Here is a 20531-nt window from a genome sequence, read left to right on the forward strand (position 1 = left end):
CGTTTTGCCGATAAATCTACTTCTCTTTATTCAATAAAATGGAAAAATTAATTTAATCTATGAAAAGGGAGGTGAGGATATGAATCGTTCGGGATTTCGCATGAGCCTGATTGCTTCCATGCTGTTGGGCACACATGCCATAGCGGCTGCCGATAAAGTTGAAGTGTCGGGTGTATTGGAAGATGTTTATGTACAGGCGGTAAACCGCAGCACGCGTACCGAAAACCGAGATTCGTTCACCACCTCCGCCATGCGTACCACCACGGGTTTGGCTTTATCGCCCAAGGAAACGCCGCAGTCGGTCAGTGTCATTACCAAAACCCAGATTGAAGGGCAGGGCATTACCCGTTTGGAAGATGCACTGAAGGCCACTACGGGCGTTACCGTTGTGCGCGATTCCGACCGCTCGCGCTTCATGTCGCGCGGTTTCTATATCGACCAAATAGAAGAAGACGGCGTTTCTTCCAATGTTTCCAGCTATGTGGGCGAAACCATCCTCAATGCTGAGAGTCAGACCGATTTGTCGGTGTACGACCACATCGAAGTGGTGCGCGGTGCCACCGGTTTGACGCAGGCCAACGGCGAGCCGGGCGGAACCATCAATGCGGTACGCAAACGGCCGACTTCTGCACGGCAGATACAAGGCAGCGTGAGTGCGGGGCGTTTCGACACTTACCGCGGCGAATTGGATGTTTCCGGCAGCCTCAACAGCAGCCACACGGTGCGCGGCCGTTTGTTGGGCGCATGGGAAAAGTCTGGTTCTTTCATCGACCGCGTCAATAGCCGGCAAAACGTGGTGTACGGCGTGCTTGATTTCGATTTGGGCGAAAAAGCAGTTTGGACGGTGGGCAGCCTGTATCAAAACCGCCATGCGGTGCCGGATGTGTACGGCCTGCCTGCAGGCAGCGAGGATCATCCGCTGCATCTGCCGCGCAATGCTTATTCCGGCGCGCCGTGGAACAACAGCCGCTTCACCAAATTCAATTTATTTTCGGAGCTGCGGTACGATTTCAACGATAACTGGCGGGCTATCGGCTTGGTCGATTATCGCCGCGACACGGCATTTCGGGAGTATGCCGCGCTCAGCAGCGGTCCGAGCTGGCAAAACAGCAGCGGCACCATTTGGGGCAGCGGCAACCGCCTTGCCGACAACAAAACTGCGCAATGGACGGCGCAAGGCAAGCTGGCCGGCCGCTTTGAGGTATTGGGACGCCAACACGACGTGTTCGCCACATACAGCTACAACAAACGGCGTACCGACTCCGAAACCATGCAGCATTGGAATTTGTGGGCAGACCCGTCCGACTCTTGGAACCAGTTTTGCGCATCGCGCGGCTGGCCGAACTGGTGCGACCCTAACTTGAGCCGAGATTTCCCGCTGGATCCGTTTGACGGTTCCGTTATCCCGCGCCCCGATTGGAGCAAGCTGGCCGATTTGGATTACCGCTTCAACCCCATCCACCGACACACCGATGAGCATACCCGTTCCCATGCCGTCAGTGCCGGCATCCGCTTTAATCCGACCGACAAACTGCACCTGCTGGCCGGTTTCCGCTACACCCGTTGGCGTTATCGGCAAAACACCGATGACATAATCGACCCGGCCAACCCTGCTCCTTTGGAGAGTATGACACGCCGCATTAACCGCAATCGTTTCGTGCCCTATTTGGGTATTACCTGGGATGTAACGCCGCATCACAGCCTGTATGCCAGCTACACCTCGATTTTCAAACCGCAGCTCGAATATAAAGATGCCGGCGGCAACGATTTACCGCCCGTTATCGGCACCAACTACGAAATCGGCTGGAAATCCGCTTGGAACAACAAACGCCTGAACACTGCCGTCGCCTTGTTCCAAATCGATCAGAAAAACCGCGCCGTTTATGGCGGAGATGACGGAATGGGCAACGGCTACTATATCAACACCGGCCGAGTGGTCAGCCGAGGCTTGGATGCGGAAATTTCTGGTAATCTGACCGATAACTGGAAACTGTTTGCCGGCTACACCTACAACGACAGCAAATACCGCAATGATGACGAAGACTACCAAGCAGGGCAGAGATACAGCCAGCACACGCCGCGCAGTATCTTCAGGCTCTACACCAATTACCGGCTGCCCGGTGCCGCGCACCGATGGAGTATCGGCGCAGGTATGAACGTGCAAAGCCGCACCGGTAACCTGCACGACCAGCACAACCTCAAGCAGGGCGGCTACACCTTGTGGCATGCCGATGTGCAATACGCGCCGACCGACCGCATCCGTTTGAGCCTGATTGGCAACAACCTGTCGAATAAGCGTTATTTTGAAAACAACGCCAACCGCAGCAACGGTACTTACAATTTTTACGGAATGCCGCGCAATATCATGTTCAAACTGAACTGGCGGCTGTAATCCCCTCGTCGTCTGAAATAACGAAAAGCAGCCTGCACTTTTGTTTTAAAATGTGCAGGCTGCTTTTTCTTTCCATCATTGCATATCCGTCCCATTTTTCAGACGACCTTCGGGCAAGCTGAAACACAAATACAAGGAATCCCGATGCCCAGTCGCACCGCCACCATCCTGACCACCGCACTCGCCCCGTTGATTTGGGGCAGCACCTATCTCGTGACCACAGAATTTCTGCCGCCGGACCGACCGTTCACCGCCGCGCTTATCCGTGTTTTACCCGCCGGGCTTTTGCTGTTGGCGTGGACGCGGCGCATACCCAAACGCGACGAATGGGCGACGGTTGTCTTGCTCGGTTTTTTAAACATCGGCTTTTTTCAGGCCATGCTGTTTGTGGCGGCGTATCGCTTGCCGGGCGGACTGGCGGCGGTGTTGAGTTCGACGCAGACGCTGATGGTGCTGGTGTTTACTTGGTTAATCGGCAAAACCATGCCGCCTAAAGCAGCTTGGGCTTGGTCGGCGGCAGGGGTTTTGGGGATTGCGCTTTTGGTTTTGTCGCCGCAGGCGCGCTATGACGGGACGGGGATTTTGGCGGCATTGGCGGGCGCGGCGGCGATGGCGTTGGGCGTGTATTTGTCGAAACACCGCCGCACTTCGCTGCCCGTATTGGCGTTCACCGGCTGGCAGCTTTTCATCGGCGGATTATTTTTACTGCCCGTCGCCCTGCTTGCCGAACCGCGGCTCGAATCTTTAAGCCCCGCCAATATCGGCGGCTATCTGTATTTGAGCCTGTTTGGTGCCGTATTGGCTTATGTGTTGTTTTTCAGAGGAATCGCCAAACTTTCGCCTGCTGCGGTTTCGTCGTTGGGATTGCTCAGCCCTGTCTCGGCATTTATCTTGGGCTGGCTGTTTTTAGGGCAAGGGATGGACGCGAAGTCGCTGGCGGGATTTGCGTTGGTGTTGGTATCGATATTCGGGGTGCAGCGGGCAGTCATGAAAAAGGTCGTCTGAAACCTCAAAATCCGGTTTGAACTGGCCCCCAAATCTTGGACACTCATAAAAGCCTATTCAGGCGCTCTGTGCAAGCTGGGTTCTGTATGCGACAGGACTCAGCTTTTTCAATTTCAAACTGCAACGCTCCCGGTTGTAGTAATCCATATAGTCATCTATCTGTTTCATCAATTCATCCACCGTCAATTCTCCTGCGTTATAGAAACACTCCGTCTTCAACACCGCAAAGAAGCTTTCCATCGGCGCATTGTCCCAGCAGTTCGCCTTACGCGACATGCTTTGAACCATGGAATGTTTTGCAATCAATTTCCTATATTCCGCCGTACGGTACAGCACACCTTGGTCGGAATGCAGCATTGTTCCCTTATCAGTCAGACGGGGTGCGGCTTTTTCGAGCATTTCCTTCACCATTTCGCTGTCGGCTCTGCGGCTCATGGCGTAGGCGACGATCTCGCGGTTGAACAAGTCCAAGATTGGCGAGAGGTACAATTTGCCGTCTTTTCCTTTGAGTTCGGTAACGTCGGTCAGCCATTTTTCGTTGGGCTTTCGGGCTTTGAACCGGCGTTTGAGGAGGTTTTCCGATATTTCGCCCATAGCGGGATGGCGGTAGGCTTTTTTCGCCCGTATGAGGGCTTTCAGTTCCAACTGCTTCATCAACCGCGCCGCTTTTTTGCGGTTCCAACCCAATGCTGCGGCAATGCGCCTTTGTCCGTAGCGTCCTTTATGCCGCCGGTAGGTTTCGACAAGGAGGGCTTTGTCGGCTGCGTCGGGGTCGGGTCGGTCTTGGTGATGGTAGTAAAAGCTGCTTTTGGGCAGGTTTGCGATGTGCAGCAGGTATTTGAGCGGGTGTTGCGCCCTCAGTGTTTGGACGGTTTGGCTTTGTCCTTTGCGGTCTGCTTTTGGCTGAGGGCTTTTAACTCCTTTAGGTAGGCGACCTCTGCGCGCATATAGCACAACTCTTCAATAAGCTCCGCCTGTGTTTTTTCTTGGTCGGGTTTATCTGCGATGAAGGGGTTTTTGCGGTGTTGGGGCATGGTTTTGGATTGGGGATGTTCGAGTGCGCCGATGCCGCCTTCTTGATAGGCGCGTATCCATCGCCGCAGGTGGGTTCTGGAAATGCCGTAGTGGTCTGCGGTACGCTGTTGGCTGCGTATATGCAGATAGTGGAGTACGGCTTGGTATTTGAAGTGTAATGTATATTTGCTCATAAAAAAACTGCACCTTGTGAGTTGGAGGGGATGTCCAACTTTTGGGGTGCAGTTCAGTTTTCAGACGACCTCTTTGCTTTTTAAATTCAAATCAAGCCATTTAAGCTCAAATCGTACCGCTGCCTTGTGCTTTCGGTTTGGCGGCACCGAATTCCAGTTTGCTCAAGGCGGAGAGGTAGGCTTTGGCGGTGGCGACCAAAACGTCGGTATCCGCGCCCTGACCGTTGACGACGCGGTTGCCGCGCGCCAGACGGACGCTGGTTTCGCCTTGGCTTTCTGTGCCTTGCGTTACGGCGTTGACGGAATAAATCTGCAAAGTCGCGCCGCTTTGCGCTACGCTCTCAATCGCTTTGAAAATCGCATCGACAGGGCCGGAGCCGCTGGCCGAAGCGCGTTTTTCTTCGCCTTTGATGCTGAACACGATGTCGGCGCGCGGCTCTTCGCCGGTTTCGGTGCTGATTTTTTGGGAGATGAATTTGTAGCTTTCGGCGTTCATGCTGCCCATTTCGTCGGACACCAACGCGTGCAGGTCTTCATCGAAGATTTCACGTTTTTTGTCGGCGAGTTCTTTGAAGCGGGCAAACGCGGCGTTCAGCGCCTCTTCGCTTTCCAATTCTATGCCCAGATCCGCCAGCTTGGTTTTGAAGGCATTGCGGCCGGACAATTTGCCCAAGCTCAGGCGGTTTGCCGCCCAGCCGACGGACTCGGCAGACATGATTTCATAGGTTTCGCGGTGTTTCAGCACGCCGTCTTGATGAATGCCCGATTCGTGTGAAAACGCATTCGCTCCGACGATGGCTTTGTTGGGCTGAACTGGATAACCTGTGATGGTGGAAACCAGTTTGGACGAAGGCACGATTTGGGTGGTGTCGATGCCGGTTTCCAAGCCGAAAAGGTCGTGGCGCACTTTCAAAGCCATCACGATTTCTTCAATCGAGGCATTGCCTGCGCGTTCGCCCAAGCCGTTGACGGTACACTCCACCTGACGCGCTCCGCCTTTGAGCGCGGCAAGCGAATTGGCGACCGCCAAGCCCAAATCGTTGTGGCAGTGTGCCGACCAAACGACTTTATCGCCGTTGGGCGTTTTGGCGATGAGTTCGCGGAAAAATTCTTCGGTTTTATGGGGAATGGAATAGCCGACGGTATCGGGAATGTTGATGGTGGTCGCGCCCGCTTCAATCACCGCGCCGCAGATTTCGGCAAGGAAATCAATTTCCGAACGCAGCGCGTCTTCGCAGGAAAATTCCACGTCGTCAGTATATTCGCGCGCGATTTTGACCGCTTTGACCGCCGCTTCGATAACCTGCTTCGGCTTCATCTTCAGCTTGTACTCCATATGGATCGGGCTGGTGGCGATAAAGGTATGGATGCGTTTTTTCGGCGCAGGCGAAACTGCCTCGCCTGCCTGACGAATGTCGCGTTCGACGGCGCGGGACAATGAACAGACCGTTGATTTAGTGATGGTTTTGGCAATCGCATTCACCGCTTCAAAATCGCCCGGACTGGCGGCGGCAAAACCCGCTTCGATGATGTCCACACCCAATTTCTCCAATTGGCGTGCCACACGGATTTTCTCCTCTTTAGTCATAGCAGCACCGGGCGACTGCTCGCCGTCACGCAGGGTGGTATCAAAAATAATTACGCGGTTGGTCTGTGTCATTTCTGTTCTCTCCAGAGATTCGTTTTTTTGTAAAAAAGCATTCAAATCCAGCGGCCTGCCTTGCGCTTCCGCCAGCGCGGTCAGCTTTTGCAGTTGCGCCAAAGGCAGCGACCCGCGCGTGCGCCATTTATAGATGGCAGCGGTTGTTGCGGCATTTTCGGGGTCGTGCTGTTTCAACGCTTCGGCAAGTGCATTCACGCCGCCGAAATAAGCAACTAAGCGGTCAATGTCTAATTGCATGATGTTCCTTGTCCAAACTTTATCGAAATTATGGTTTGCTTTGGAAGGGGATTATACGCATTTTAGACAAAACGACAATCTATTTTTCTAAAAATAATGCCTCACATTTTAATATTGAAATTATTTTATACATTTTGTCTAATTTTTATAGAGTGAAGAGTAGTTGCTCATACAGCATTCAATGACATTGTGCAAAAGTAAGTTGGCTGCGCTAGTTGCGGTATGTTCAGGCAAAATAGCTGGATGCAGTTTATGGGAATAATCACCAATGACGAAAAATAGGTAATCCCTTTGGTCGGTTGGCTTTTGGTTTTGCAATAAATACAGCTGTTTGGTATCAAAATGAACTATTTTGCTGATGGCTTTATCAACTTTGGCCAACCGTTTTATACCGTATTTTGTTCGTTTGAAACGATTGTTGGTGCTGTTTTCGGTGAGAGCATTTACAGCCGTATGCCTTGAGGATACAGTAGATGGTTACCCTGTTAACTTGGTATAGTCGGATTAGAAAAGTAACGGTGATTTTATCCTATATATAGGCTCGCTAAACGGCTTGGCGTTGGTGAGAAATGAGGTGGGTATTTTTATGGATCTTCATGGCAGTATTGTCTTTCGAAGACTGTAAACAATGCTGGGGCCACAGACAATAAACAGATGCTGGTTTTATTGCATGAATACAAAGTAAAGGTCGTCTGAAAACGCTTGCACGTATAGTGGATTAACTTTAAACCATTACGGCGTTGCCTCGCCTTAGCTCAAAGAGAACGATTCTCTAAGGTGCTGAAGCACCAAGTGAATCGGTTCCGTACTATCTGCACTGTCTGCGGCTTCGTCGCCTTGTCCTGATTTAAAGTTAATCCACTATATATTTTCAGACGACCTTTTTCATTCCATTTACAGCCATTGCGCCAAGGATTCGGTATCCAAGTCCCATTGCCAGACGCCGTTGTCCGTGCCGTCCAATCCGCGCAGGAAGAGGTATCGGATGGCGAGTTTGGGTAACGGCTTGCCGCGCAGTTTGAAATAGCGGGCTACGGCGATGGCGTAGATGAGCGCTTGCAGGTAGTAGTGGTGGTCTGCTACGGCTTCGTTCATGGCTTGTTGCGTATAGGCTTCGGCGTTGTCGCCCAGATGGTTGGATTTGTAGTCGATGATGCATACGAGGTCGTCTGAATCTTGGCAGACCATGTCGATGAAGCCATTGAGAAAACCTTGTACGTCTTGGAAATCCAATCTTTCTGCGGCTTCGATACATTCCGGTGGCAGTGAGCTGTTTTCGCGGGCAAACCAGCGGCGCAGGTCATGGAGTTTGAAGTCTTCGGTGTAGAGGGTAAATCCCATTTCCGGAAGGCGGCGCTCGGGTGGGATTTCAGACAGGCTTTGTGCAACAAGGCGCGTTTTGCGGCAGGTATCGAGCATTTGTTTGACGGCATCTGTCCAGAGTGGGTCGAAGCCGTAGCGGGTCAAGGTTTCGGCTATCAGGCTGTTTTGGCTTTCGGCGCTTTGGGCAAAGTCGAATTTCTCCAACATTTCATGCAGGCAGACGCCGGCGTTGGCGCCGCGCGGGAAATGGTGGATGTCGGCATTCGGGAGGTCGTCTGAAACGGGGAGGGTGGTTTCAGACGACCTTTCTGTTTCGGCGGCGGTTTCTGCGGGGTCGAGTGCGGGTTGTAATTCTTCGCGCTCGTCGTCCCGGGTTTTGACTTGGCGGCTGAGGCCGGTAAAGCTGGTATGCCGGATGAACTGAAATCCGCGGGCGGGGATAACGGCGGCTTGATAGAGGTCGTCTGAAAGATGGCGGTTTTGCGCGGCAGCAGGTTGCGGCGCGTCTTCGGAAAAGCTGAAGTCGGTATGTTCGGGAGGATTTTTGAGGAAACGCAGCCAGTTGTTTTTCAGCATTTGCAGCTCGCCTAGGGCTTTGTTTGCTTTGCGTTCTTGTTCATAAGCTTGGCGGGTAGACACCCGATTGCTGTCGGCGCTGCCTTCAAGCAGGTAGGCGAAAGGGGAATCGGCGGTATCGCCGCAATGGGCGGCATAAAGGACGAGCTGCTCTTCGGCACGGGTCAGCGCGACGTACAGCAGGCGTAGGCGTTCCGCCATTTCTTCGTCGGCAAGGTGGATACGGTCTTCATCGTTGAGTTGCGATTTGGCAAGCAGTTCCGTGGTGTGGTCGGCGGTGTGGAGGATTTGCCAATCGGCGGGCTTCATGTCTTTCGCGTCCCAGACGAAAGGGCAATAGACCAAAGGATATTGCAAACCTTTGGAGGCATGCATGGTGACGACTTTGACCAGTGCTTCATCGCTTTCAAGCCGTAAAAGTCCTGATTCGCCGATAGAGCGGTCTTGCGCCAGGCTGATTTGGTCGTTGAGCCATTGATGCAGGGCGGCGGGGCTGAGGCTTTGTCCTTCTTCTTCGGAGAGGCACTCTAAAAGCTGATGGAAATTGGTGAGACCGCGTTCGTCGCCGCGTGCAAGCAGTCCGGTTTCGATGCCGTGTAGCGAGGAGAAGTATTGCAGCGCGGCATAAATCCCGCTTTTCCGCCAAATGGAGACAGATTCGGCGGCGGTGTTTATCCAGTTTAATAATTGGGCTTCGTTGCGGTTGAGTTGATACAGGGCTTGCGCGTCGTAGCCGAACAATGTGCCGGACAAGACGAAACGCAACGAGCCGATTTGCCCCGGATTGAGCCAGTAATCCAACAGCGCGGCAAGGGCGAGGGCTTCGGGCGTGGTGAAAACCGATTCCCGCGACAGCAAAACGCTTTGTATGCCGCGCGTTTTCAACGCTTTTGCCACCATTACGCCTTCGTTAAACGTCCTGACCAAGACGGCAATGTCGCCCGAAACGACCGGCCTGTCTTTGAATTTCAGACGACCCTCGGCAGCTTCGTTGAGCGTGTGGGCGATTTCGTCGGCGCAATATTCGGAGGCACGGCGGCGCAAGATGTCTTTGTTGAGTACTTCGTCGTCTTTGCCATTTAACCAGCGTATCTGTATGGCGGTGCGGGGCGGCGAAAGCCGGCTTTCGGAACGCGCGGCATCGACTTCGGTATAGTCTATGCCTTCCAAGACGAAAGGGCGGTTTTTGCAGCGGAACAATGCGCCTATGCCGTTGATCAGCTTGGCATGGCTGCGGTAATTGGTCGCCAGTGTGTAGCTGTGTTGCGCGTCGGCTGCGGCTTGCAGATAGGCGTAAATGTCGGCACCGCGAAAGCTGTAAATCGCTTGTTTCGGGTCGCCGACTAGGAATAAGGGCTTGTTTTGGCTGATAAAGATTTTTCGGAAAATCTCGTATTGCAGCGGGTCGGTGTCTTGAAATTCGTCAATCAAGGCGATGCGCCAGTTTTGCGCCACCGCCTGAGCCAATGAATCTGCCTGCGGGTTGTCGGTCAATGCGTCATAAACATCAAGCAGTAAATCGTCGAAACCGCGTTCGCGTTTGGATTTTTTCTGCTCGCTCAGACTGGCATTAAGATGGTCGAGCAGGTCGAGGTGGAGCAGGGTAAGCGTCTCTTCTTCGGCTTGCGCCATGGCAGCCGAATCTGCGCCGAGATTCGCCAATATCTGCAAATCGGCAAAGGCGGCAGCATCGGGAGTATTGCCTTTTTTGACTTTGGACTCTAAGGCTTCTGCGGCAAACATGGGCAGCTTTTCTGCCGTCGTTTTGCTAAAAGAAGGAAGGGCATCGGATTGGGAGGCGGATTGGAGTTCGAGAAAGACGGTCTTGAATGTTTTTTCTTGGTATGAGTTGCCATTTAATATCGGACGGATGCGCCAGAATGTTTCTTCCAAAGCATCCAGTTTGGAACGCACTTTTTCCCATGTTTTCCGAAAGTTTTCCTGCGCGGCGATTAAGTCTGCTTCGGGTCGTCTGAAAACCAAATACGGACGGCTGACGAACTTTTGTATTGCCGCCAGCATGGTTTGCGGCGTTTGGCGGCGTTGGAATACCAGCTTCGCCAAAACGGGATGATTGACGATGCGGTCGCGCCAAAAATCTTGAGCGGGAATCAGCAGGCGGTCACGGCTGTCTTCGGTCAGCTCGACATCCATAGGCGCGCGGCACAAAAACGCATAATCGCGCAAAATGCGTTGGCAGAAGCCGTGAATGGTATAAATCGCGGCGTTGTCGAATTGCCCGATGGCGGCCTTGAGGCGGACAATCAGCCGCGCCCGACTTTCTTGAGCCAATGCCTGTTTGAGCAAACCGGTCAGAAACACATCGCCCGGATGATTGTCTCGGCAGTATGCTCCAAGGTCGTCTGAAAGATTGTCCGTATCCTCCACGCTTTCCAAAGCCTGCAAAACTTCGTCCAAACGTGCGCGTAAACGGGTTTTCAATTCCGCCGTTGCCGCCTTGGTAAAAGTAACGGTCAAAATGCTTTCGACCGGCATCTGTTCAAGCACGACCAAGCGCGTGAACAAAGCCGCAATGCCGTAGGTTTTGCCCGTGCCGGCAGAGGCTTCAATCAGATTGGTACCTGCTATGGGGATGCTTAGAGGATCGAAGGCTGGAATGGTGATTGACATGATAAAAGGAGGATGAGTTAAGGAATAACGGGATAGGAGATAAGAATCAGCTCGCTGAAACCTATACAATAATATAAGTTATTAAAATTTTATACTTATTTCAAAATGAAAACTTTTCTGATTTTTCCTACTTCTTATTCAAGATCAGAAAGGTTTTAGTCTATTGAAAATTTTTTGGCACATTTTTGTTCGCTATTGATCCGCCCATGTTTGTTTTCATCAGGACAGGATTTAGGCATCAGTAATTTTTTCTGCAATATGGACAAGGCGGTGCGGCGTTTACGTGTAGGAAATCGTCGCGTTGTTTACACCACAGGTTGAGACCTTTGCAAAATTCCTTTTCCCCCGACAACCGAAACTCCAAACACAGGTTTTCGGCTGTTTTCGTTTCAAATATCCACTGATTCTACCCAAATACCCCCTAATCCTCCCCGGATACCCGATAATCAGGCATCCGGGCCGCCTTTTAGGCGGTAACAGGCACACTTAACCTGTTAGCCGCTTTCAACAGGTTCAAACACATCGCCTTCAGATTTCAATAGTGGGAAGCGGTCGATGTGTTTGGCAATCATGGCTTGTGCGGTTTGCTGGAAGAAAGTGCTCATGAGAAATCCCCTAAATGTCTTGGTGGAAATTTTATAAAGGTCTCAAGTGATGAAAAAATGGTGAACTGGGACTATTGCGCCGGAGAAAACGCATCCGAATAGAAGGTTGTCTCAGGCAGGCTGCATTGCGCGGTCAACGCGGATTTCGCACTTTCGGTCATGGCGACGGAACCGCAGGCATAAACTTCGTAACCGCTCAAGTCGGGATAATCTTTTGCGGTAGCAGTTTGGACGTATCCTTTTTCGCCTTGCCAACCTTCAGTGGCTTTTGATAGGACGGGGGTGAAGCGGGCGTTTTTCAGACGACCTGTCAGTTCTTGAGCTTCTTCGAGTGCGTACAAATCATCTTGGTGACGCGCGCCCCAGTAGAAATGGACGGCGCGGCTGCTGTCTTGGCGGATAAGGTCGAGCAGGATGCTGCGGATGGGGGCATAGCCTGTACCGGTTGCCAAAAGGATGATGGGTTTGCCGCTGTCTTCTTGCAAGGTAAACGAACCGAGCGGGCCTTTGATGCGGACGATGCCTTTTTCTTTGACTTTGGGTTCGCTGCCGAAAATCATTTCCGAGCAGACGCCGTTTTCGCGCCTGCGGATGTGCAGTTCCAAAATGCCTTCTTGGTCGGGCGAATTGGCGATGGAGTAGCTGCGGCTGATGTTGCCCGGCAGCAGTAAATCAATATATTGCCCGGCATAGAAAGCAAACGGCGGGGCTTTGGGCAGGGCAAGTTTCAGGAGGGCGACATCGTGTTTGAAAACCATGCTTTCAATACGGGCGGGCAGGGTGCGGACGGGTAACGCATTGGCGTTGTAGCCGGGGATGTTGATGCTGATGTCGCTTTGCGCAGTGGTGCAGCACATCAAAATCTTGCCTTGGGCTTTTTCTGCTTCGGATAAGGCCTGTTCTGAGTGTTCGCCCATTTGAATATCGCCACTGACCAGTTCGGCTTTGCATTGACCGCAGGCACCGCTTTTGCATGAATGGGGCAGATTGAGGTTTTGACGGGCGGCAGCGGCTAAAACGGTTTCGCCGTCGTTGGCGGTAAAGGTGGTTTGGTCGGGTAGGGTAATGGTATGGGTCATAGCTTGGTGTGGTTTGAATAGATTAAGTTAAAAGGTCGTCTGAAAAATCAGCTTTCAGACGACCTCCGTTTGCGGAAGACAGTCTACAACGGATAACGGCAGCCGATATAGCCCTTATCTGAATCACCCCTTATTACATCTGCTTTAAATACAGCAGGAAAGCCAAAATATTTCCATACCTTCAATTTTTTATTGGGGTCTGTTATCGATTTTTCGACAGCAGGCACACTATAGCCCAATGTATCCAGTTTTTTAGGTGTCGTTTTGGATGTGATATTTTGTCCCTTTAGCTGTTGCGTCAGCTCATAAAGGTCTTCCTGATATTTCTGACGGTATAGTGAATGCAATTTGGGATATCGTGCCCAATCAATTTCCAAATAGACAGCATTGTTGCGAATAGCGACATACTGCCCTTCTACTTCTTTTCCATCTAAGGGATTGGCAAGATGCACCTTAAACGGCAAGCGGTAACGGTAAGTAATATTGTCGATCTTATTGACAAAACGTCCCACATTTTCTTCTTCCGCGCGCTCATTTGAGCCAGGGTAACCGGTAAAATTTTCCGGAGTCCAAAACGAAAAATCCAATAATGACACCTTGCAACGCAATACATCCTGTACTGTTTGAGGAGTAAAAGGCTGAGGCTGATCGGCGTAATTTTTTGCAAATGAGGAAGTTGTTAACAGTAATAGTACTGCAGGTAATATTATTTTCATCTTATTCCTTGATTTGTAATGGCTTGAAGGTCGTCTGAAAACCAAGCTTTAATAGAATTAAAACCTATACCTTGCTTTCAGACGACCTGGTAAGACTGGCTGAAAACAGATAAATCATTTTCAGCCAGCCTTTATCTTACTTAAGCCAATTTCGCTTTAATCAATTCCTGCACCTGCGCGGGATTCGCTTTGCCTTTACTAGCCTTCATCACTTGTCCCACAATCGCATTCAGGGCTTTTTCGTTACCGGATTTGAACTGTTCCACGGCTTTGGCGTTGTTTGCCAGCACTTCATCTACCATCGCTTCAATCGCGCCGGTATCGGTCATCTGCTGCAAGCCGTGTTTTTCAATGATTTCAGCGATAGAGGCTTCGGGTTCCGCCCACATGGCTTCAAAGGCTTTTTTCGCCAATTTGCTGCTTAAAGTGCCGTCGGCGATTTTGCCTACCAACGCAGCGAGGCGTGGGGCGGTAATCGGGCTGTCGGCAAGTTCCATGCCTTCTTTGTTCAGCGTGGCGGCGAGTTCGCCGTTCATCCAGTTGGCAGTCAGCTTACCTTGTCCGCTCTCTTTGGCGGCTTCTTCAAAATAGGCAGCCTGCACGCGGCTGGCAGTGAGCAGGCGCGCGTCGTAGTCGGACACGCCGTAGTCCGCCACGAAACGTGTCGCCATTTCTTTTGGCAGCTCGGGCATTTCTGCTTTGGCTTTTTGCAACTGGTCGTCTGAAATGATGATGGGCAGCAAATCGGGGTCGGGGAAGTAGCGGTAGTCATGCGCGTCTTCTTTCAAACGCATCACGCGGGTTTCGCCTTTTTCAGGGTCGAACAGCATGGTTGCCTGCTGTACTTTGCCGCCGTCTTCTAAAATCTCGATTTGCGCTTCTACTTCGTAATTAATCGCCTGCTCTAAGAAACGGAAGGAATTGAGGTTTTTAATCTCGCGGCGCGTGCCGAATTCCGCTTGGCCTTTCGGACGCACGGATACGTTGGCATCGACGCGGAACGAGCCTTCCGCCATATTGCCGTCGCAGATGTCCAGCCAGGTTACCAAGCTGTGTAGGGCTTTGGCGTAGGCAACGGCTTCGGCGGCGGAGCGCATCTCGGGTTCGGATACCACTTCCAACAGCGGCGTGCCTGCGCGGTTCAGGTCGATGCCGGTTGCACCGTTCAAGCCTTCATGCACGGATTTGCCCGCGTCTTCTTCCATGTGCGCACGGGTTACGTTGATGGTTTTCACATCGTCGCCGACCACGATTTCCAGTTTGCCGTGTTCGACAATCGGTAAATCCAACTGGCTGATTTGATAGCCTTTGGGCAAGTCGGGGTAGAAGTAGTTTTTGCGGTCGAACACGTTTTTCTGATTGATTTCCGCATCCAAAGCCAAGCCCAATTTGATGGCTTTTTCAACGACTTCGCGGTTCATTACCGGCAGCACGCCCGGCAGCGCGCATTCCACCACGCTGGCGTGCGCATTGGGTTCTGCACCGAATGCGGTTGATGCGCCGCTGAAGATTTTAGATTGGGTGTTTAACTGGACGTGGATTTCCAAGCCGATTACTGTTTCCCAGGTCATAAGGGGTTCTTTCTTTTGATGTCGATAATGTAAAGTGGTCAGCCGTTTTCAGACGACCTGTTTGTTTTTCAAATGGCAAAGGTCGTCTGAAAACGCAGAATCAAGTCTTCTGAAAGCAAGCCTGCATCTCGACCGCCATGTTATCCAGCATTTGGTAACGTTTGCGGTACATCGAACGCTTTTTGCTTTCGATTTCCGCCAAGTCTTTTCGCGGCGGGATTTGCGGCAGATGCCAGTAGCCGTCGTCGCCGAGCGTTGCGCCGTTCTCCTGCCAAAACAGGTCGTAATTCATTTTGACCCGTTTCTTCAGCCGCCAGCGCAGTTTGACCTGATGCTCTTGGGCAATGCCGACAACGCCGCCCAAATTGAGCGATGTCGAAAAATATTGCAGGGCGGTTACCATCAGTTGCTGCGGGCGCAGACCGTGGAGTTGTTTGGTCAGGCTGCGTACAAGGTCTTTGGCTTCTTCCCCTGCGGGGCCTTGGATAGAGGCGGCCAGCAGTTTGCCGTCAACTAGGGCGAAGGTTGCCATGTAGAGACGTTTTCCTTCGCTGTCGCGCAAGGATAGCGACCACATTCCTTCATCCACGCAATTATCGTTCCGGTTCAGCCATAAAGTCAGGCCGTCTGAAAGATGCGCCAGAACGACATGGAATTTACGTGTCGTCATATTGGCGAGCGTTTCCTGCCCGAACAGTTTTTCGGCTGTCAGCAGGTCTTCTTTCATGACTTGTAGCCTGCGCCGTCTGTTGAAGCGTTGGTCAACAAAGGCATGTATCAACGGATAGGCATCTTGCGGCCGCCTTTGAAAAAAGGTACGGCGTGGCGCGGAGGCGTTGACAAAGTTTTCAAAATCTTTGACTTGTCGCCGTGTAAACAACCTGCGTAAGGAGAATTTCAAATGCTGGATTTGAAATTTCGGCGCATCCTTATATACGGTTTTGAAATCTGGAAAAACAAACTGCTCCGGCATTATGCTTTTCCATCAGGGGTTTGGGTGTGCCAATCACTTACCAACTGTACTTGATGCGCTGCGCCAAGGATTTTGGCTTCGGAGAAGTGGTTGCCGATAAATTGCACGCCGATGGGCAGTCCGCTGCTACTGAAACCTGCGGGTAGGGTCAGGGCGGGCAATCCTGCCAGATTCACGGCGATGGTGTAGATGTCGGAAAGGTACATCTGCACGGGATCGTGGATGTCGCTGCCGAGTTTGGGGGCGGCGGTGGGCGCAGTCGGGGCGAGGATGAAATCGCATTGCGCGAAGGCTGTCTGAAAATCGTTGGCAACGAGGCGGCGCAGTTTTTGGGCTTTCAGGTAATAGGCATCGTAGTAGCCGTGCGACAACACATAAGTACCAATCATGATGCGGCGTTTGACTTCGCTGCCGAAGCCTTCGGCGCGGGTGTTGCTGTACATTTCTTCAAGGTCGCCGAATTGGGCGGCGCGGTGGCCGTAGCGTACGCCGTCGTAGCGGGAAAGGTTGGTGCTGGCTTCGGCGGAAGCGAGGACGTAGTAAGCGGGAATGGACAGGGCAGTTTGCGGCAGGGAAACTTCAATGGTTTCCGCACCTTGTGCTTTTAAAAGATTGATGACGCTTTGTAAAGCAGCCTGCACATCAGCATCCGCGCCTTCGCCGAAATATTCTTTAGGCAGACCGATTTTTATGCCTTTGAGCGGTTTGTCCAAATCGCGGGCGTAGTCTTCTTTGCTGCGTTCCAAGTTGGTGGAATCACGCTCGTCGAAGCTTGCCATCGCATTGAGCAAAATCGCGCAGTCTTCGGCGGTTTGCGCCATCGGACCGGCTTGGTCGAAACTGGAGGCGTAAGCAACCATGCCGAAGCGGGAAACGGTACCGTAGGTAGGTTTAATGCCTGTGATGCCGCAGTGTGAAGCAGGCTGGCGGATGGAGCCGCCGGTGTCTGAACCGAGCGCGACAGGAGCAAGGCGTGCCGCAACGACGGCGGCGGAACCGCCGGACGAGCCGCCTGGGACGTGTTCGGGATTCCATGGGTTTTTAGTCGCGCCGTAGAACGAGGTTTCGTTAGTCGAACCCATGGCAAACTCGTCCATATTGGTACGACCGAGCGTTACCATGCCTTCGTCGAGCAGGTTTTGGACGACGGTGGCAGTGTAGGGGGAAACAAAGTTGTCCAGCATTTTGGAGCTGCATGCGCTGCGCCAGCCTGTTTGGCAGAAAATATCTTTGTAGGCGATGGGTACGCCGGTAAGCGCCGTGGCGTTGCCTTGCGCGATACGCGCGTCGGCGGCACGGGCTTCGGCTAGGGTTTTGTCTTGGTCGAGAGTAATGTAGCCGTTGATTGCCGGGTTCTGCGCAGCAATTGCGGCGAGGTATTCGGTTGCCAGTTCGACGGCGGAGATTTGCTTGGATTGCAGCAGTTGGCTGGCTTGTTTGAGGGTGTATTGGGTCATTGCGCCATGATTCCTAATTTGAGACGGTTTCTGTTTTCAGGCAAATATTCGGAAAAGTGTTGCCGAAAACGTAGGCTGAACAGTGATTGAAATTTCGAAGGAAAAAAACGAGTTTCAGACGACCCAAGTTTAGATTTCATATTTCAAGATAATGAGATCGTCTGAAAAAATTATTCTTCAATTACCTGAGGCACGATATACAGGCGGTTGCGCACTTCGGGTGCGACGGCTTGATATTCGGCGGCATGGTCGGTTTCGGTAACTGTATCTTCGCGCAGGCGCAGGGCGGCTTCGTGGGGGTGTGCCATCGGCTCGACACCATCGGTATTCACGCTCTGCATCTTTTCAACCATGGCGAAAATGTCGTTCAATTCTGAGAGGGTTTTGCCTTTTTCTTCTTCGGTCAGCGAAAGGCGTGAGAGTTTGGCAATTTTTTCCACATCGGTTAAGCTTAGAGCCATAAAAAATCCTTGTCTGATAGCAGACACCCCCTTATTTGGGGTATCATTGCATTCTTCTTCGATCAAACGAGGAATTATAACCGAAAACTACTCAAATGGCGTGTGATTTCGCCATGCGTTTCATGCGGGAAGTGGGGAAGGTCGTCTGAAAAGGCGTTGTCCCTATGTTTTTAATATTTTGAATAACAATTAAATAAAATCGGTGCTGGGCCGATATTCAGGTATTTTATGTTTCGTTTTTTATCCCGTTTTTTCTCCAACGATATCGCCATTGATTTAGGTACGGCGAACACGTTGATTTATGTGCGCGGTAAAGGCATTGTTTTGGACGAGCCGTCTGTGGTGGCGGTTCAATCGGGTACGGGCGGTAAAAGTAAGATTGTCGCCGTGGGTACGGAAGCCAAGAAAATGCAGGGGCGTGCGCCGCGCAATATTGAAATCGTCCGGCCTATGCAGGACGGAGTGATTGCCGACTTTACGATTGCCGAGCGTATGCTAAGCATGCTGATTAAAAAGGCCACGGAAGGTCATTCAGTCGTACCTCCGCGCGTAGTGATCTGCGTGCCGGGTGGTGCGACTCAGGTTGAACGCAAAGCGATTTTGGATTCTGCATTTGCGGCAGGGGCGTCATCTGTTCATTTGATTGAGGAGCCGATGGCGGCTGCTTTGGGTGCGGGTCTGCCGGTTGAGGATACTGTCGGCTCAATGGTAGTGGATATTGGCGGCGGCACAACGGAAATCGGTATTTTGTCTTTGGGCGGTATGGCTTACTCCGCATCCGTCCGCGCTGCCGGTGATGAATTTGATAAAAGCATCGCGCATTATTTGCGCCGTCATCGCGGTGTACTGGTTGGTGAAGCGACGGCTGAAGAGTTGAAGAAAACGATTGGCTCTGCCTATGGCTTTGCAACGGAAACCGCAATGCGGATTAAAGGTCGAGACTTGGCGGAAGGAACCCCAAAATCGTTGGCTGTTACTTCTGAGGAAGTGCGCGAAGCTCTGAGCGAAACGGTTAATCAGATTATCCGCGCCGTACGCCTTGCATTGGAACAAGTATCACCGGAGTTAGCGGGTGATATTGCCGACAGGGGTATTATGCTGACGGGTGGTGGCGCACTGTTGCACGGTATGGATACGGTTTTGGCAGATGCGACGGGACTGCCTGTCGGCATTGCCGACCAGCCTTTGAACTGTGTGGCTTATGGCGCAGGCAAAGCCTTGGATTACATCGGCAAATGGAATGCCGTTTTTGTGGATAACCCGTAAGGCAGGCTGAAATGGAACATTCTTCTTTACGGTTTGACGAGGCAAAGGGCCAAAAGCTGTTGCCTCGTTTTATTGCGTATCTTTTGCTGGGTGCCGGCATTATGGTGGCGGATGGTCGTTTCGACCTGATGCAACCCGTGCGCACTGCGGCGGCGGAGATTCTTTATCCGGTGCAATGGCTGGCAAACCAGCCGGTCCGTCTCTATCAATATTTTTCCAATCAATCTCAATCACAAACCGAGCTGTTGGAACGAAACCGTCTCCTTTTGGAGGAAAACGGTCGTCTGAAAATCCAGCTTCAACGTGACAAGGTCAATCTGAGCGAATTGCAGGAACTGAAAAAGCTATACGGCTTGCAACAAAAAGGCATCAGCAATGTCATCGGTGCTGAAGTATTGTCCAGTGGCAAAGACCCGCTGTCCGAGCGTTTGATTATCAATAAAGGCAGTGGCGAAGGGGTGGCGGCAGGCGATGCTGTTATCGACCAAAACGGCTTAATCGGACGAATTACATTGGTTCATGCAAACAGCGCGGAAGTCGAGCTGATGGCGGCTGCGCAAAGTATCGTCCCTGTTGCCGTTGAGCGTACGGGCGAACGCAATCTCGCCTACGGCAACGGCGTAGGTTTGGATTTGCGCTATTTCCCGACAGGATCGGATTTGAAGCCGCAGGATGTTTTGATTACCTCCGGCTTGGATGGCATTTATCCGGCAGGCATTCCCGTAGCCCGCGTGGATAAAGTCGTCCGCGCTTCCGGTACGCCTTATTACGACACAGAACTGACCCCGTTTGCCGCCTTGCGCCGCAACCGCTTTGTTTTGGTTCTGTCTTCTTCCCATTCTTCCCAATAAATCATTCATGAACGATTTTGACGATTCCTACCGTGCCATGCCCGTCGGCGTGATTGCGGCAAGTTTTGCCGTAACCATGCTTGTCGATTTCATGCCTTTCCCCTTTGATGTGTTTTTTTGGCTGCCCGAACTGACTGCGCTGATGCTGCTTTATTGGTCTATGCACCATCCCCAACGCGTCGGCATGGGCATTGCGTTTTTGCTCGGCTTGATAGTCGATGCCGCAACGGCAGCGACTTTGGGGCTGCACGCATTGTCTTATACGGTCATGGTGTATTTCGTCTTGAACACGCGCCGTCAAATCATGCTCTACGGCCACATCATGCAGATCGGGGCGGTATTGGCAGCATTGTTCTGCCATCAGGCGGTCTTGGTGGCGGCGCGCCTGTTCCTCAACAACCAAATCATTACTTGGCAAAGTTTCATCGCGCCTTTGGCAGGCGCGCTGCTTTGGCCTTTCTTGAGCCAGTTGATGCTGATGCTGACCAATTTCTATCGCGCCAACAGATAACGTGAA

The 20531-nt window shown here is 52.0% G+C and carries 15 protein-coding genes and 3 pseudogenes; 6 read left to right on the forward strand and 12 right to left on the reverse strand.

Annotated elements, in window-relative coordinates; genetic code table 11:
• Positions 1-118 precede the first annotated feature (118 nt).
• Together NM96_04125 and NM96_04130 are read left to right on the forward strand one after the other, a co-directional pair.
• Positions 119-2392 (forward strand): TonB-dependent receptor, encoded by a 2274-nt coding sequence (locus NM96_04125; protein ID AVR80264.1) that lies wholly within the window; start codon positions 119-121, stop codon positions 2390-2392.
• 144 nt (positions 2393-2536) lie between these two features.
• The gene (locus tag NM96_04130; GenBank protein AVR78642.1) at positions 2537-3397 is read left to right on the forward strand and encodes an EamA family transporter; all 861 of its coding nucleotides are present in this window, start codon (positions 2537-2539) and stop codon (positions 3395-3397) included.
• 57 nt (positions 3398-3454) lie between these two features.
• On the opposite strand, the gene NM96_04135 is transcribed toward NM96_04130, so the two are convergent.
• The 4 genes and pseudogenes from NM96_04135 to NM96_04150 form a co-directional block, all read right to left on the reverse strand.
• Positions 3455-4084, reverse strand: coding sequence for an IS3 family transposase (locus tag NM96_04135; protein ID AVR78643.1), 630 nt, complete (start codon positions 4082-4084; stop codon positions 3455-3457).
• 170 nt (positions 4085-4254) lie between these two features.
• Positions 4255-4669, reverse strand: a pseudogene (locus NM96_04140) (transposase).
• Between the two features lie 42 nt (positions 4670-4711).
• Positions 4712-6505: a 2-isopropylmalate synthase gene (locus tag NM96_04145; protein AVR78644.1), complete on the reverse strand. Its 1794-nt coding sequence runs from the start codon at positions 6503-6505 to the stop codon at positions 4712-4714.
• Between the two features lie 138 nt (positions 6506-6643).
• On the reverse strand, positions 6644-6886 hold the full coding sequence (locus NM96_04150) for a hypothetical protein (GenBank protein AVR78645.1): 243 nt from the start codon (positions 6884-6886) through the stop codon (positions 6644-6646).
• 350 nt (positions 6887-7236) lie between these two features.
• Between NM96_04150 and NM96_04155 the strand changes: the two are divergent.
• Positions 7237-7350, forward strand: a pseudogene (locus NM96_04155) (IS5/IS1182 family transposase).
• A 49-nt stretch (positions 7351-7399) separates the two neighbouring features.
• Here NM96_04155 and recB read toward each other — a convergent pair.
• From recB to NM96_04195, 8 genes and pseudogenes are all read right to left on the reverse strand, one after another.
• A complete protein-coding gene (gene recB / locus NM96_04160) occupies positions 7400-11035 on the reverse strand; it encodes an exodeoxyribonuclease V subunit beta (protein AVR78646.1) in 3636 nt (1211 codons plus the stop codon).
• Positions 11036-11538: 503 nt separating this feature from the next.
• A pseudogene (locus NM96_04165) lies at positions 11539-11640 on the reverse strand (IS5 family transposase).
• A gap of 71 nt (positions 11641-11711) precedes the next feature.
• Positions 11712-12719 (reverse strand): CDP-6-deoxy-delta-3,4-glucoseen reductase, encoded by a 1008-nt coding sequence (locus tag NM96_04170; GenBank protein AVR78647.1) that lies wholly within the window; start codon positions 12717-12719, stop codon positions 11712-11714.
• Positions 12720-12802: 83 nt separating this feature from the next.
• Positions 12803-13435: a peptidoglycan-binding protein gene (locus NM96_04175; protein ID AVR78648.1), complete on the reverse strand. Its 633-nt coding sequence runs from the start codon at positions 13433-13435 to the stop codon at positions 12803-12805.
• Positions 13436-13575: 140 nt separating this feature from the next.
• Complete coding sequence (gene gatB, locus NM96_04180; protein ID AVR78649.1) at positions 13576-15006, reverse strand: Asp-tRNA(Asn)/Glu-tRNA(Gln) amidotransferase subunit GatB; 1431 nt, start codon at positions 15004-15006, stop codon at positions 13576-13578.
• Positions 15007-15106: 100 nt separating this feature from the next.
• A complete protein-coding gene (locus tag NM96_04185) occupies positions 15107-15979 on the reverse strand; it encodes a DUF535 domain-containing protein (protein AVR78650.1) in 873 nt (290 codons plus the stop codon).
• Positions 15979-17436 (reverse strand): Asp-tRNA(Asn)/Glu-tRNA(Gln) amidotransferase subunit GatA, encoded by a 1458-nt coding sequence (locus NM96_04190; GenBank protein AVR78651.1) that lies wholly within the window; start codon positions 17434-17436, stop codon positions 15979-15981. Before NM96_04190 ends, NM96_04185 begins: the two co-directional genes overlap by 1 nt.
• 170 nt (positions 17437-17606) lie before the next feature.
• Positions 17607-17897, reverse strand: coding sequence for an Asp-tRNA(Asn)/Glu-tRNA(Gln) amidotransferase subunit GatC (locus NM96_04195; protein ID AVR78652.1), 291 nt, complete (start codon positions 17895-17897; stop codon positions 17607-17609).
• 228 nt (positions 17898-18125) lie between these two features.
• Here NM96_04195 and NM96_04200 point away from each other — a divergent pair, with 228 nt between their 5' ends.
• From NM96_04200 to mreD, 3 genes are read left to right on the forward strand one after another with little or no spacing between them, the layout of a single operon-like run.
• The gene (locus NM96_04200) at positions 18126-19163 is read left to right on the forward strand and encodes a rod shape-determining protein (protein ID AVR78653.1); all 1038 of its coding nucleotides are present in this window, start codon (positions 18126-18128) and stop codon (positions 19161-19163) included.
• Positions 19164-19174: 11 nt separating this feature from the next.
• The gene (gene mreC / locus NM96_04205) at positions 19175-20014 is read left to right on the forward strand and encodes a rod shape-determining protein MreC (protein ID AVR78654.1); all 840 of its coding nucleotides are present in this window, start codon (positions 19175-19177) and stop codon (positions 20012-20014) included.
• A gap of 7 nt (positions 20015-20021) precedes the next feature.
• Entirely contained in the window at positions 20022-20525 is a 504-nt protein-coding gene (gene mreD, locus NM96_04210) for a rod shape-determining protein MreD (protein AVR78655.1), read from the forward strand.
• Positions 20526-20531 lie beyond the last annotated feature (6 nt).

Origin of the sequence: Neisseria mucosa (genome assembly GCA_003028315.1) — a bacterium.
GTDB lineage: Bacteria > Pseudomonadota > Gammaproteobacteria > Burkholderiales > Neisseriaceae > Neisseria > Neisseria mucosa.

Excerpts from the sequence above, each read along its gene's own strand:
- mreC (AVR78654.1), top strand. The coding sequence starts at position 19,175 with ATGGAACATTCTTCTTTACGGTTTGACGAGGCAAAGGGCCAAAAGCTG.
- NM96_04170 (AVR78647.1), bottom strand. The coding sequence starts at position 12,719 with ATGACCCATACCATTACCCTACCCGACCAAACCACCTTTACCGCCAAC.
- NM96_04190 (AVR78651.1), bottom strand. The coding sequence starts at position 17,436 with ATGACCCAATACACCCTCAAACAAGCCAGCCAACTGCTGCAATCCAAG.
- recB (AVR78646.1), bottom strand. The coding sequence starts at position 11,035 with ATGTCAATCACCATTCCAGCCTTCGATCCTCTAAGCATCCCCATAGCA.
- gatB (AVR78649.1), bottom strand. The coding sequence starts at position 15,006 with ATGACCTGGGAAACAGTAATCGGCTTGGAAATCCACGTCCAGTTAAAC.
- NM96_04185 (AVR78650.1), bottom strand. The coding sequence starts at position 15,979 with ATGCCGGAGCAGTTTGTTTTTCCAGATTTCAAAACCGTATATAAGGAT.
- NM96_04195 (AVR78652.1), bottom strand. The coding sequence starts at position 17,897 with ATGGCTCTAAGCTTAACCGATGTGGAAAAAATTGCCAAACTCTCACGC.
- NM96_04130 (AVR78642.1), top strand. The coding sequence starts at position 2,537 with ATGCCCAGTCGCACCGCCACCATCCTGACCACCGCACTCGCCCCGTTG.
- NM96_04125 (AVR80264.1), top strand. The coding sequence starts at position 119 with ATGCTGTTGGGCACACATGCCATAGCGGCTGCCGATAAAGTTGAAGTG.
- NM96_04145 (AVR78644.1), bottom strand. The coding sequence starts at position 6,505 with ATGCAATTAGACATTGACCGCTTAGTTGCTTATTTCGGCGGCGTGAAT.
- mreD (AVR78655.1), top strand. The coding sequence starts at position 20,022 with ATGAACGATTTTGACGATTCCTACCGTGCCATGCCCGTCGGCGTGATT.
- NM96_04200 (AVR78653.1), top strand. The coding sequence starts at position 18,126 with ATGTTTCGTTTTTTATCCCGTTTTTTCTCCAACGATATCGCCATTGAT.
- NM96_04175 (AVR78648.1), bottom strand. The coding sequence starts at position 13,435 with ATGAAAATAATATTACCTGCAGTACTATTACTGTTAACAACTTCCTCA.